Source organism: Bradyrhizobium mercantei, assembly GCF_001982635.1.
Classification (GTDB): Bacteria; Pseudomonadota; Alphaproteobacteria; order Rhizobiales; family Xanthobacteraceae; genus Bradyrhizobium; species Bradyrhizobium mercantei.
Genome location: NZ_MKFI01000002.1, coordinates 705,334 through 717,230 on the forward strand (window position 1 = coordinate 705,334; position 11,897 = coordinate 717,230).

Below are 11,897 nucleotides of genomic sequence, written 5' to 3' on the forward strand. Positions count from 1 at the left end.
AGGAACGAATCGGAATCGGGCAAATCGGCTCGTACAACTTCCTAACAAGGCGTTGCCATGCGCAATGTCAGGGGCGATCGAGAGCTTACGCTTCCGCCGTCGCCAGGACCTTCGCCGATCCAGCGCCAGCCTTCGCGATAGGCCGGTTGTTGTCGTCGACCAGCACGACGCGCGGCTGAAACTTGCGCGCTTCATCGGCGTCGAAGCCCGCATAGGCGACGATGATGACCTTGTCGCCGGCCATCGCGAGCCGCGCGGCCGCGCCGTTGAGGCCGATGGTGCCCGATCCCGCCGGCGCCTCGATCACATAGGTCGAGAACCGCGCACCGGTATCGATGTTGTAGATGTCGACGCGTTCGTTGATGAGGAAGCCGGCGGCTTCGATCAGATTGCGGTCGATCGAGATCGATCCCTCATAATGCAAGTCAGCTTCCGTGACATGCGCGCGATGAATCTTGCCCTTCATCAAAGTCACTTGCATCAAGGCCATCCCGTGTCGTTGCGTCGGAATTTTCCGCGCCGCCCATAACGGCGGGCCGCCCCGGCGTCAACGCCTTCCGGCCGCGCGCCTCGCATTGCCGCGGTGGATTTGTGCTGGAATCAGCGGTGGCGGCGGCCCGGAATCGCTCCGATCAGGATCGATCCGGGAATGAACGGCCTGCAGCGAAGGCCTTTCGGAGCAGGTTATTATTTATAGCCCCCCTCGTCCGCCTACTTGCTCGCGATCTCGTTCGCCGAGACCAGCACCACCTCGCCGTCGATGATCGGCTTTGCCACCTCGAAGAACCGCGCCACGGCCGGCGAATTGTTGTGCCGGTCCATCGCGGCCTTGTCGACATAGCGCTCATAGGTCGCGAACACGCAGGGATCCGAGATGTCCTGCGACACGTGATAACCGACGGTGGTCGGCTCGCTGGTCCGGACATGCTCGACGACATCGAGCAATGCCTGACGCATCGTCGCCTCGTGCCCCTTCTTCGCGCGGATGACCGCCGTGATCGTCAACATGCCTGCTCTCCTGCCCTGCGCATTTGCTCACACCCTGCTCAATGCCTGCGCGATGTCGGCGACCAGATCGGACGGATGCTCGATCCCGATCGAGAGCCGGATCGTGGTATCGAGCACGCCGATCTTCTTCCTGATGTCGGCGGGCACACCGGAATGCGTCATCGTGGCCGGCAGGCTCGCGAGCGACTCGGTGCCGCCCAGGCTGACTGCGAGCTTGAAGATCTGCAAGCTGTTGAGGAATTTCTCCGCAGCCTCTTGCCCACCGACGATGTCGAAGGAGAAGGTCGAGCCGGCGCCGGAGCTCTGGCTCGCGAACACCCGCCCCGCAGGCGACGCCGCGTCGTGATGGCCGAGATAATGCACCGTCGCCACCTTGGGATGGTCGCGCAGATAGTCGGCGACGATCCGCGCGTTGCGGTCGGCCTTTTCCATGCGCAAGCTCAGCGTCTCCAGTGAACGGCTGATCATCCAGCAGGAATGCGGATCGAGCTGCGTCCCGATCGCGCCGCGCAGCGCCTTGACGTCCTTCATCAGCCTCTTCGAGCCGAGCGCCGCGCCCGCGATCAGATCGGAATGGCCGCCGACATATTTGGTCAGCGAGTACAGCGACAGATCGGCGCCATGTTCGATCGGGCGCTGAAACACCGGCCCAAGCAGCGTGTTGTCGCAGGCGATGATCGGGGTAAAGCCCTGCGCCTTGCCGATCATGTCGGCGACGCGCCGCGTCAGCGCGATATCGACCAGGCCGTTGGTCGGATTGGCCGGCGTCTCGATGAAGATCATCGCCACCCGCCCCTTCTTCATTGCCTCCTCGGCCGCGGCACGGACGACGCGTTCGTCGAGGCCGTCGGCAAAGCCCACGGCGCCAATCGAGAACGCCGCTAGCGTTTTGGTGAACAGCGTCTCGGTGCCGCCGTAGAGCGGCTGCGAATGCAGGATCACGTCACCGGGCCGCGCGAAGGCGAACACCGTGGTCGAGATCGCCGACATGCCCGAGGAAAACAGCGCGCAGCTTTCGGTTCGCTCATAGATCGCAAGCCGGTCCTCGACGATCTCGCTATTCGGATGATTGAAGCGCGAATAGACCAGCCCTGCCCCCATGCCTTCTGGAGGCTCGCGGCGGCCCGCGACGAAATCGAAGAAGTCCTTGCCGTCCTCGGCGGTGCGGAACACGAAGGTCGAGGTCAGAAATACCGGCGGCTTGACGGCGCCCTCCGACAGTTGCGGATCGTAGCCGTAGTTCAGCATCTGGGTTTCCGGATGCAGCAGATGGTTGCCTATGTGGGTTTTGGACGGAAACGGTTTTGTCATGGCCGGTCTCCTGTTCGCGAGACCGCCGCGCCGGCGGCGATTCCCGGAATGATGGACCGAGCATACCCCAGCTTTATGCCATTCCGCCAAAGCACGGCATCAGGCAGTTCTGGATAACGGACGGCCGGCGTGCGCGCCCTGCGCCGCCGGCCGTCCGGAAATCTCACGCGGCGGTGAAGACGCGGCTACCAGCCGCGATCCACATTGCGCACCTCGCCGGTTCGCGCGTCGACATCGACCTGCATCCAGCGGCCGAGCCGGTCGCGGCCCTCGACCTCCCACTCGTCGCCGAGGAACTGGGTGTTGGACACCGTCACGACACCGATACTGGTCGCGACGTCGAGCGCGGCTTCCATCGAGATCTGGCTCCCGGAATCATAGGCCATCGCCGGCGTCGCGACCCCGATCGCAAGCGCCGCGATCGCGGGAATAATGAAGTTTCGCATGGTTCACTCCTCGTGGAACGGGATGTTATGCCGCATAAAACGAGCGGCGCACCCGATCAGTTCCGAAAGCAGGGATCGCGGAGCAGCGCGCAACTTCGGCAGTTGCGGCAATTTGGTGGCAGTTCCAGTTTCGTCAACGCGCGCTACTTCGCCTTGCGCGCGGCCTTCTTCCACATCCGGAATCCGCCCTCGAATGCGTTGGCGTTGTCGCCGAACCTCACCTTGGGCGGCGGATTGTCGACCTTGTCGGCATTGCCGCCGCCGAGCACGATGTAATCGGGCTCCAGCGCGGCCGACAACCGCGCGATGACGTCGTCGACGCTCTTGCGCCATTTCTTCCGGCCGCGCCGCTCGAGGCCCGCGGCGCCGACATAGTCCTCGAACGTCTCGCCCTTGCGGTACGGCAAATGACCAAGCTCCATCGGCTCGTAAACGCCTTCGACGATCATCGCAGAGCCAAGCCCGGTGCCGAGGCCGAGGAACAGCATCCGGCCGCCCTGATAGCTGCCGATCGCCTGCATCAACGCATCGTTGACGACCTTGGTTGGCCGGCCGAACGCGCCGTGAAAATCGAAGCCGGCCCAGCCGCGGCCGAGATTGTGCGGCTCGGTCAGCGGACGGTTGTGAACCACGGGCCCGGGATAGCCGACCGAGATCACGTCATAGGACCAGTCCCTGGTCAACGCCTTGACCTGACGCACCATCTCGGTGGCGGACAGAGTTGGACCTGACTCGAACTCGCGCTTGGTGCGCTCCCTGTCGGTCATGACCTTCACATGCGTGCCGCCGATGTCGATCGTCAGCACCGTGCGACGCGACGCGGGCCCTGTGGTCTTGCTGGCTGTCGTCTTTACCGTTCTCTTGGCCGTTCTCTTGGCTGCCTTCTTGGCCATCGATCCGCTCTCTCTTGTGTGCTCCGAGTGGAGCAGAGAAACGCATTGCGCGCCACAGCCGCGTTCTGGGTCTGACTCCAATTTGTTCGCGCGGAACGAATCGGAATCGAAAAAATCGGCGCAGTCCAAGCCTTAACAAGACGTATGCATCAGCCGCATCCGCGCCACCAATGCTGTACCATGATGGGATTATCGCGCGCGACGCGCACTATCGCCGAACTGATCAGACACGTTGCGCGCAATTGCTTCTCGGATCGAGCGGCAGGCGGCGCGACGTGCGCGTTCCCCGTTCGACTCCATTTCGTTCGCGAAGAACGAATCGGAATCGAGAAAATCGGCGCGAGGCGATTCTTAACAACACGTTCGCACGACTCCGATGCTACGACACTTTGTAGGGCGAATGAGCGCAAGCGTAATCCGCCATCCCTCCGCGACCTGAGCGCGGCAGTTGCGGTGCGCCGGTTCACCGCGCGCGCTTCGTGCGGCCCCGTTTGCTCCCGTGCGCCGCACGCCGGGTGAACCGCCAGCCCTCCAGGTGATGCCACAGCGCGTCCGCGACCGGTCCGTGCGCATGCTGGCGATGCCGGATCGCCGCCAAAACTTCCTCGCGGCCCGGAAGATTCGGTCCCGCGATGCTGATCAGCCGGCCATTCCTGAGTTCATCCTCGATCAGCCATGCCGGCAGATGGCCCCAGGCGAGACGATGCAGGATCAGCTCCTTTTTCATCGCCTGGTCCGGCACGGTACACTGATGAGCACCGTCGATCAGGAAGAAGTTCTCCGGCGACGTCCGCCGCGCCGTGTCGCGGATCACGCATTGCGTGAAGGGCCGCATCTGCTCCGGCGTGATCCGCTTCGTCCATGCGAACGGCAGAAACCCCGGCGCAACAACCGGCACCATGGCCGTGGTCGCGAGCTTGATCTGTTCGAGGCGCGGATCCGACGGGTCGGCGCGATGAAACACCAGATCAGTCTCCCCGTCGATCAGGCGCTCGAGCGGTCCCCCGACAGCTTCATATTCCAGATGCAGCCGCGTATTGGGATATTTGGCGAAGAACCCCGAGAGCATTTGCAGGACAGGCGGCCGCGGGCACAGATCGCCGATGACGACACGCAAGACGACTTCTTCGCCGCTGGCAAGCTGGTCCGCATAGTCTTGCAGCAGATCGAGTTCGCGCAGCGTCACCCGCGCACGCGCGTGAAACGTCCGCCCCGCCTCGGTCAGCCCGACGCGGTATCCGCTGCGATCGAACAGCGTGAGACCGAGCTGCTGCTCGAGCCGGGCGACCGCCGCGAACACCGATGGGTGCGACCGGTTCAGCGCCGTGCCGGCGGCCTGAAAGCTTCCCTTGGTCGCGACGGTGTCGAAGCAGCGCAAATCGTGGAGCTTGATCCGATCCATTGTCCATAAATCCTACAGAGATTTGTTGATCTTAGTAATTTATCTCGTTGCACGCGAGCCCTAGCCTGCCTCAACGCGAAGCCATCGGCTTCCAGCAGAACAAGGGACCAGCGAGATGAGCGGAAATCGACATTTCACGACCGGGGACGGCTGCCGGATTGCGTACCGGATCGACGGCCCCGCCGACCGGCCGGTGCTGGTGCTGTCGAACTCGATCGCCACGAACCTGCAGATGTAGGATCGCTCGGTGCCGGCGCTCGGCCGCTCCTTTCGCCTGCTCCGCTACGACACCCGCGGCCACGGCGGGTCGGACGCGCCGGTGGGCGCCTATTCGATGGATCGGCTCGGCCGCGATGTGGTCGAGTTGCTCGACGTCCTCAACATCGATCGGGCGCATTTCCTTGGTTTGTCGCTCGGCGGATTCATCGCGCAATGGCTCGGCATCTTCGCGCCTGAACGCATCGATCGCCTGATCCTCTCGAACACCGCGTCCTATCTTGCGTCAGAGCTGCATTTCGACGACCAGATCCGCGCGGTGCTGGCAGCCCCGGACATGAATGGAATCGCAGACGGCTTCATGCGCAACTGGTTTCCCGCGACGATGCTGACCGGGCCGAACGAGGTCGTCGACCAATTCCGCAACATGGTGCTCACCACTCCGCCGCGCGGCCTTGCCGGATGTTTCGCCGCACTGCGCGATGCCGACCTTCGCCGGACCATCTCGCTGATCGCGGCGCCGACCCTGGTGATCGGCGGCGAGAGCGACGCTGTCACGCGCCCCAGTCACAGCGAAGCGACCGCGGCAACGATCGCCAATGCGAGGCTCATTCTGCTGCCCGGCGTCCACATCCTCAATGTCGAGCAGGCGGAGCGATTCAACAGCGAGGTTCTGGGCTTCCTGGAGTCCGCACCGTAATCGTTCCCCATCCGACTCCATTTTGTTCGCAAAGAACGAATCGGAATCGAGCAAATCAGCGCGGGGCGAATCTTAACAACACGTTTGCGGCTTCGACTCCGATCGATTTTGTAGGGTGGGTTAGCCGAAGGCGTAATCCACCTTCCGAGCGGGAAAGATGGCGGGTTACGCGGAGCCTGTCATCGGGCCGCCCTATGGGCGGACCCGTTGGCTAACCCGCCCTACGCGATCACCCTCATATTCAAGCTCAGGCCGCAGCGCGCGCATCTTTCCGGCGAGCCTGCGGCTTGCCGTCTCCTTCGCATGCGCCAGACGGTCGACGAGTGCGACATAGTCGGCGTCGCTCTTGTGCTGGTTGAGCTTCGACTGCCCTTCGATCACGTCGACGACAATATCAATCACCCTGATCGCCGACAGCATCTGTTCGCGCTTGGCGGGCTCCATCTGCGTGAGGTCCCAGGGCTGCTTGGGCAGCCGCGCCTCGGAGACTGCGAGCAGCGCGTCGCCGTGGCCGCGGTTCTCGCCGTGTTCGCGCAGATGCGCGACGCCGGACAGATGCACCGCCTCATAGAGCCAGGTCGAGACATTGTCGCGCGAGACATACCAGTCGTTCGAGATATAGGCGTCGTCGCCGGAGACGATCAGCAGGAAGCGCCTGACGCCGTCGGCGAGCTCGACCAGCGGATTCTTCGCGGTGAGGTGGATCTGCACGATCACCCGATCGTCGCGCCGCGCAATCACGAACGGCACATGCGACGCCCGCGGGCCCTGCGCATCGGCGGCGACGATGGCGCCGAAACCGCGCGCCGCGGCGAAGGCCAGCGCGCGGTCTTGCTCGATGCGAAACTGGGGACGGAGGATGTGCATGGCGGCGGCGCTCGCGGCTGGAGGGAGACGACCCAGCGAGGCTAGCGCAAGTTTCGCCGGAGATCACCGCCATGCACCGTCCGGCTCAGCAGATCATGGGATTGTCGCCGTGGTCGCAGACGCCGCCGGGCTGCTCCTGGGGCAGCGCCTCCGACTCCCCGAAGCGCGGCGCCGCCATGCGCGGAGGCCCACCGCTCCAGTGGCCGGCGGCAGCGGCATGGCCCTTTGCGAGTGCGTACAGGCCGGCCGCCGGGGCCTCGTGCGCCATGGCCGACGTCGTCAGCATGGCGAGCGCAATCAGGCCCGCCGCGACGTGCTTGATCCCAGTCATCGAACTTCTCCTGTTGAATTCAACAGGATGGCAGCATCTCGCCGGCCCGTTGAAGCGTTTTCGCTGCATCCATGACGAGCGGCGCCATCAGATTATTCCGCTGCGACCCAGCTAATTTTCGGGTCCTGCGGTTCAGTTCGACACGTTCGGTTGATCGGAGCGTGAGCGGGCGGTGCCATCGGGATGGGTGGGGCGCGGCGATACCCATCAGTTCAGCCGGAGATCAGTGTCGTCCCGGCGAAGGCCGGGACCCATAACCACGAATGCTGATTGTTGCTCGATGCTCGAACGACGAGTCTCTCCCACGACACCGGCCGCGGAGTATGGGTACCTGCTTTCGCAGGGACGACAAGTCGGGAGATCGCGGGCTCGGAACATCAAGGTCATCCCGACGAGGCCGCGCAACGGCCATGTCCGCCGTTGAACTGGCGGCAACGGGCGGGTTACGCTGGCACCCATCTCACGCCCTCCCGCTGGAAGGATCACCATGAACGGCAATCGATATTATGGCGTCCGCGTCGAGGGCGCGAAATACGGCGTGGGGTTCGGCTCGGCGCTGGCGATCGCGATCTCCTACACCAAGAACCATTCGATCCTGTGGGCGATCATCCACGGTATCCTGGGCTGGCTCTACGTGATCTACGCCGCGCTGTTCGGGTGATGCAGCCAACATGACGGTCATCTCGATCCAGTCACAGGTCGCCTGGGGCCATGTCGGCAACAGCGCCGCAACCTTTCCGATCCAGCTCCACGGCATCGACGTCGTCGCCGTGCCGACCACGCTGCTGAGCAACCGGCCGGGCTATCCGACCATCCGCGGCCGGGTGCTCGACGTGCAACTCGTCGCCGATCTCCTGCGCGGCATCGAGGAGCGCGGCGCGGTCGAGGGCGCGCGGATGATCCTGTCGGGCTATCTCGGTTCGGCCGACATCGCGATGGACCTCGCCGATTTCGTCGCCCGGGCCAAAGCGGCGAACCCGGCCCTGCTCTATTGCTGCGATCCCGTGCTCGGCGACCGCGACCGCGGCATGTTCGTGCGCTCGGACATTCCGCCGCAGGTGCGCGACCAGCTTTGTCCGCTGGCCGACATCATCACGCCGAACCATTTCGAGTTCGAATTCCTCTGCGGCGCCCGCGTGACGACGATCGATGACGTCGTCGCGCAGGCGCGCACGCTGATGACGAAGGGACCGGCGACCATCGTGATCACCAGCGCCGAGCTCGCGGGCACACCTGCCGATGAGATCGAGACGCTGGCGATCGAGCGCACCGCCGCCTGGCGCGTGCGTACGCCGCGGGTGCCGATCAGCCCGTCCGGCACCGGCGACCTGTTCGCGGCGCTGTTCGTTGCGGCACGCGTGCGCGGCCTTGCGACGCCGGACGCGCTCAGCCACGCCGCGTCGGGCATCCACGGCGTGCTGGCACGCACGGCGCAGCGGGGAACCGAAGAAATGCGGATTGTCGAAAGCGCCGACGTGATGCTTGATCCGAAGCCGCGCTTCGCGGCGGTCGCTATCCCTGCATCCTGACATCCCGGACATCTTGCATGATCGAGATCACCACCCTCCTCACCTATGCTGCCGTCGTGCTCGGCCTGTTCCTGATCCCCGGGCCGGCCGTGCTGCTGGTGCTGGCGCGTTCGGTCACCGGCGGGCCGCGCGTCGGCGTCGCGACCGGGTTCGGCATCGCGCTCGGCGACCTCGTCCACACCGCGATGGCGACGTTCGGCCTGTCAGCCGTGCTGATGACCTCGGCGCTGGCATTCTCGATCGTCAAATACGCCGGCGTGATCTACCTGATCGTGCTCGGTGTCCGCGCCCTGTTCGAGAAGAATGACGATCTACATCTGCCGGCGGCGCAGCCGGTTGATCCGCGGCGCGCGTTCCGGCAGGCGATCTGGGCGGAAATGCTCAATCCGAAGACCGCGCTGTTCTTCCTCGCTTTCCTGCCGCAGTTCGTCCATCCCGGCCACGGCTCGGCCGTCGCGCAGTTTGCGACCCTCGGCCTGATCTTCGTCGTGATGAGCGCGGCCTACACCTCGCTGCTCGCGCTTGCCGCCGGCCAGATCAGCCCGTGGATCAGGCGGCACCGCCGCATCGGGCAATGGCAGGGCCGCGTGGTCGGCACGATCTATATCGCGCTCGGCGTCCGCCTCGCATTTCAGGAGCGCTGATGTCTCCGCTCAAGCCGCAAGCCACCTATGACGACTTCGCCCGCCTCGACATCAGGATCGGCAAGGTGGTCGAGGTGCAGCCGTTTCCCCGCGCCCGCAACCCCTCCTACAAGGTCGGCGTCGATGTCGGCGCCGAGCGGATCATGTGGTCGAGCGCACAGCTCACGAATTATGAGCCGGCGGCGCTGGTCGGCTCGCTGGTCGTGTGCATCTGCAATCTGGGTCCGAAGAATATCGCCGGTTTCACCTCGGAACTCTTGATCCTCGGCGCCAGGGGCGCCGGCGGCGAGGTGATCGTGCTCGGCCCGCGCAGCGAGGTTGCGATCGGCGAGCCGATCTTCTGACGCCGCCCACCGATCACGGCCGCGTGATTCAAATCGTCTGGAATCCCCGTAGTTTACCGATGGGGGATGATCCGGATTCTCCGTGCCTTCGCGCGCTGCTATTCCAGCGCACGAGAATCGCTTCGGCATGGGAATCGGAAGATGTCTGCAGTTTTCTTTCACTGCTCCGACGACAAGCACGTCATCCTGGATCGCACCGGCTTCGCAATGGACCTTGCGGAGGCGCGCCTGCATGCGGAGCAGCTGGCGCGCAGCTTTGTCATGACACCGAGCATCGAAGACTGGCGCAATTGGGCGGTCCACGTCACCGACGATATCGGGACCGAGATTTTCGAGCTGCCGTTCACCGCCGTCCTCGGCGAATTGCACTGAGGGCGCGCCATGAACTCGATGGAACTCGCCCTGCGACCCCTGCGCCGCCGCCTCGCCCACCTCGTTGAGCGCTGCGTCGCGCTGATCGACGGCGTCATCAACCCCTATCGCCCCGAACTGTATTACATGCGCGGGCCCGGCCCGAAGTGCCGCGCCCGGCGGCAGGCCGCATTGCGCGACTAGTTCGAGGGCTCCGCGACGAGAAAAGGCCGGCGGGCGTTACGCCACCGGCCTTCTCCTGCAGCTGCCGGTTCCCGGAGTCCGGTTCCGCTGCAATTCCAATTGGGCTCAAGCTTGCGCCGACTGTTTTAATCAAATCTTAACGGCATGGCGGTGAGCTGGGTCACAGGACTCCTTCGCCGTGCCGCGCGTGCTTGATCGTTCATCGTGCTTGACGCGTTGCACATCGTTTTTGCGCGGATCGCTCGACGATTGTGCGCGATGCATCTTAGGGAACGCTCGACTCAGTGTTACCCTGTGATGCAAACCGAAACGGAGACTTCGGGATGCCGTACTACACCTTCGATCTCGTGGTGGGGGACGAGTTCCGCAATCAAGGAACGATCATCCTCGAAAATATCAACGTCGCTTCCGACCGTGCCGACCAGCTCGCCAACGAGCTGTCGCAGGTCAAGCCGGAGTTGAAAGCGCGCGGTTGCGCGGTGCGCGTCACCGACATCGACCGGCGCGAACTCTACCGTACGCCGCTCGATCCCGTGCCGCAGTGGCGCAGGGCGGGCTAGCGTCCGCAGGCTTCGGGTTCAGCTGATCGTGCCCGTCGGCGCGCGGTCCTGATCTTGCTGCGCGGCAACCGGTGTTGTCGCATCTGCAAGACAAGTCTGCGCGCGGCCCGGATCACTTCTTCAGATTCAAGCGGCCGATGAAGTCGCGCTTGCCAAGCGGCGCGCCCTTGTGGCGGAGGATGTCGTAGGCGGTGGTCGAATGGAAGAAGAAGTTCGGCAGCGAGAACGACATCAGGAAGCCTTCCGCCGTGAACGGCATCGACCGGTCGGCGACCTTGAACGTCACCTCGCGCCCGATCAGTGCATTGACCGCATCCGGCGTCAGGGCTGACAATTCGCTCTGCGCGTCCTTCACCAGCGCCTGCAGCGCGGCGTAGTCGAGATCGGGCTTGCCGGACGGCGGAACGAACACGCCGTTCTTCGCGGCCTCCATCGCGCCACGGGAATGATGCGCGAGCGAGACCACCTGAAAGCGCAGCGGCAGCATATCCGGAAACAGCCGGGTCTCGACGATCTCGGCCGGATCGATGCCGTTCGCCTTGAAGTGCGCGAGGCCCTTGTCGAGAAAGCCCGAGGCGGCGCCGAGGATCTGCAGATAGTTTGCAACGGTCGCGTCGTAGAGTGAAAAGGTCATGGCGAATTCCCCCAGATAGAATTTGTCTTGCTGCTTGCCTAAGCAGAGTTCCCGGAATTTCCGGCGAACGCAAGCGACGCTTGGGGGGCACAACTCGAACGATCCGGCGGGCGGCACCGGACTCATTCGATCAGACATAGTGATTGACGTAATCAGCTCTGATGCGGCCCGCGCATCATCTTCAAGGCGTCCTCGATGTGGCGCCAGTCGCGGGCGTCTTCGGTCTCGCCCTTGCTCTCGCAGGCCACTGCATTCTGCGCCGCCTGGGCAATCGCCTCTGGACCGTGCTTCAGCAACATCTGCCGGGCGATGGTGTGGATCTGCATCTCGGCTATCATGGCGCTCTCCTCGGCTGTCGACTGCCGCAGGGAGGCGTGTGCGCATCCCCGCGGCGCTGACATAGAAACCGCGCAGCGCCGCGTCTGGTTCCCGCAATCGACGGTTCCCATGCGTCGCG

At 64.2% G+C, this 11,897-nt stretch carries 19 protein-coding genes; 9 read left to right on the forward strand and 10 right to left on the reverse strand.

Going from position 1 to position 11,897, the window contains the following annotated elements; translation table 11 throughout:
- Positions 1 to 85: 85 nt before the first annotated feature.
- The 6 genes from panD to BI327_RS10815 all read right to left on the reverse strand — a co-directional run bounded on the left by panD (position 86) and on the right by BI327_RS10815 (position 5,060).
- Positions 86 to 481 carry an aspartate 1-decarboxylase gene (gene panD, locus BI327_RS10790; protein ID WP_076860738.1) on the reverse strand — a complete coding sequence of 132 codons (396 nt, stop codon included), beginning with the start codon at positions 479 to 481 and terminating at the stop codon, positions 86 to 88.
- A gap of 230 nt (positions 482 to 711) precedes the next feature.
- A complete protein-coding gene (locus BI327_RS10795) occupies positions 712 to 1,008 on the reverse strand; it encodes a putative quinol monooxygenase (RefSeq protein WP_076860227.1) in 297 nt (98 codons plus the stop codon).
- Positions 1,009 to 1,035: 27 nt separating this feature from the next.
- Complete coding sequence (locus tag BI327_RS10800; protein ID WP_076860228.1) at positions 1,036 to 2,319, reverse strand: cystathionine gamma-synthase family protein; 1,284 nt, start codon at positions 2,317 to 2,319, stop codon at positions 1,036 to 1,038.
- A gap of 185 nt (positions 2,320 to 2,504) precedes the next feature.
- Positions 2,505 to 2,765 carry a PepSY domain-containing protein gene (locus BI327_RS10805; RefSeq protein WP_076860229.1) on the reverse strand — a complete coding sequence of 87 codons (261 nt, stop codon included), beginning with the start codon at positions 2,763 to 2,765 and terminating at the stop codon, positions 2,505 to 2,507.
- Positions 2,766 to 2,908: 143 nt separating this feature from the next.
- Positions 2,909 to 3,658, reverse strand: coding sequence for an ROK family protein (locus tag BI327_RS10810; protein WP_076860230.1), 750 nt, complete (start codon positions 3,656 to 3,658; stop codon positions 2,909 to 2,911).
- Positions 3,659 to 4,121: 463 nt separating this feature from the next.
- Positions 4,122 to 5,060 carry a LysR family transcriptional regulator gene (locus tag BI327_RS10815; protein WP_076860231.1) on the reverse strand — a complete coding sequence of 313 codons (939 nt, stop codon included), beginning with the start codon at positions 5,058 to 5,060 and terminating at the stop codon, positions 4,122 to 4,124.
- 115 nt (positions 5,061 to 5,175) lie between these two features.
- On the opposite strand from BI327_RS10815, the gene BI327_RS43660 reads away from it, so the two are divergent.
- Positions 5,176 to 5,298 (forward strand): hypothetical protein, encoded by a 123-nt coding sequence (locus tag BI327_RS43660; protein WP_347337664.1) that lies wholly within the window; start codon positions 5,176 to 5,178, stop codon positions 5,296 to 5,298.
- A 9-nt stretch (positions 5,299 to 5,307) separates the two neighbouring features.
- Positions 5,308 to 5,976 (forward strand): alpha/beta fold hydrolase, encoded by a 669-nt coding sequence (locus tag BI327_RS10820; protein ID WP_347337665.1) that lies wholly within the window; start codon positions 5,308 to 5,310, stop codon positions 5,974 to 5,976.
- Between the two features lie 192 nt (positions 5,977 to 6,168).
- Here the strand turns inward: BI327_RS10820 and BI327_RS10825 are convergent, their stop codons facing one another.
- Both BI327_RS10825 and BI327_RS10830 read right to left on the reverse strand, forming a co-directional pair.
- A complete protein-coding gene (locus BI327_RS10825) occupies positions 6,169 to 6,843 on the reverse strand; it encodes an FMN-binding negative transcriptional regulator (RefSeq protein ID WP_076860232.1) in 675 nt (224 codons plus the stop codon).
- Positions 6,844 to 6,928: 85 nt separating this feature from the next.
- A complete protein-coding gene (locus BI327_RS10830; RefSeq protein WP_076860233.1) occupies positions 6,929 to 7,174 on the reverse strand; it encodes a hypothetical protein in 246 nt (81 codons plus the stop codon).
- A 487-nt stretch (positions 7,175 to 7,661) separates the two neighbouring features.
- On the opposite strand from BI327_RS10830, the gene BI327_RS42655 reads away from it, so the two are divergent.
- The 7 genes from BI327_RS42655 (at position 7,662) to BI327_RS10855 (ending at position 10,806) form a co-directional block, all read left to right on the forward strand.
- The gene (locus tag BI327_RS42655; RefSeq protein ID WP_016840760.1) at positions 7,662 to 7,835 is read left to right on the forward strand and encodes a hypothetical protein; all 174 of its coding nucleotides are present in this window, start codon (positions 7,662 to 7,664) and stop codon (positions 7,833 to 7,835) included.
- A gap of 10 nt (positions 7,836 to 7,845) precedes the next feature.
- Positions 7,846 to 8,703 (forward strand): pyridoxal kinase PdxY, encoded by an 858-nt coding sequence (gene pdxY / locus BI327_RS10835; protein ID WP_076860234.1) that lies wholly within the window; start codon positions 7,846 to 7,848, stop codon positions 8,701 to 8,703.
- Positions 8,704 to 8,720: 17 nt separating this feature from the next.
- Positions 8,721 to 9,347, forward strand: coding sequence for a LysE family translocator (locus BI327_RS10840; RefSeq protein ID WP_076860235.1), 627 nt, complete (start codon positions 8,721 to 8,723; stop codon positions 9,345 to 9,347).
- Positions 9,347 to 9,691, forward strand: coding sequence for a tRNA-binding protein (locus BI327_RS10845; RefSeq protein WP_076860236.1), 345 nt, complete (start codon positions 9,347 to 9,349; stop codon positions 9,689 to 9,691). The genes BI327_RS10840 and BI327_RS10845 overlap by 1 nt, the downstream gene beginning before the upstream one ends.
- Positions 9,692 to 9,832: 141 nt before the next feature.
- Positions 9,833 to 10,063 carry a DUF6894 family protein gene (locus tag BI327_RS10850; RefSeq protein WP_076860739.1) on the forward strand — a complete coding sequence of 77 codons (231 nt, stop codon included), beginning with the start codon at positions 9,833 to 9,835 and terminating at the stop codon, positions 10,061 to 10,063.
- Positions 10,064 to 10,072: 9 nt separating this feature from the next.
- Positions 10,073 to 10,246, forward strand: coding sequence for a hypothetical protein (locus BI327_RS42660; RefSeq protein ID WP_167386860.1), 174 nt, complete (start codon positions 10,073 to 10,075; stop codon positions 10,244 to 10,246).
- 323 nt (positions 10,247 to 10,569) lie between these two features.
- The gene (locus tag BI327_RS10855; RefSeq protein ID WP_076860237.1) at positions 10,570 to 10,806 is read left to right on the forward strand and encodes a hypothetical protein; all 237 of its coding nucleotides are present in this window, start codon (positions 10,570 to 10,572) and stop codon (positions 10,804 to 10,806) included.
- 112 nt (positions 10,807 to 10,918) lie between these two features.
- On the opposite strand, the gene BI327_RS10860 is transcribed toward BI327_RS10855, so the two are convergent.
- Together BI327_RS10860 and BI327_RS10865 are read right to left on the reverse strand one after the other, a co-directional pair.
- The gene (locus BI327_RS10860; protein ID WP_076860238.1) at positions 10,919 to 11,440 is read right to left on the reverse strand and encodes a DUF1993 domain-containing protein; all 522 of its coding nucleotides are present in this window, start codon (positions 11,438 to 11,440) and stop codon (positions 10,919 to 10,921) included.
- Positions 11,441 to 11,592: 152 nt separating this feature from the next.
- Positions 11,593 to 11,778, reverse strand: a complete 186-nt coding sequence (locus tag BI327_RS10865) for a hypothetical protein (protein ID WP_083742063.1) — start codon at positions 11,776 to 11,778, stop codon at positions 11,593 to 11,595.
- Positions 11,779 to 11,897: the final 119 nt, after the last annotated feature.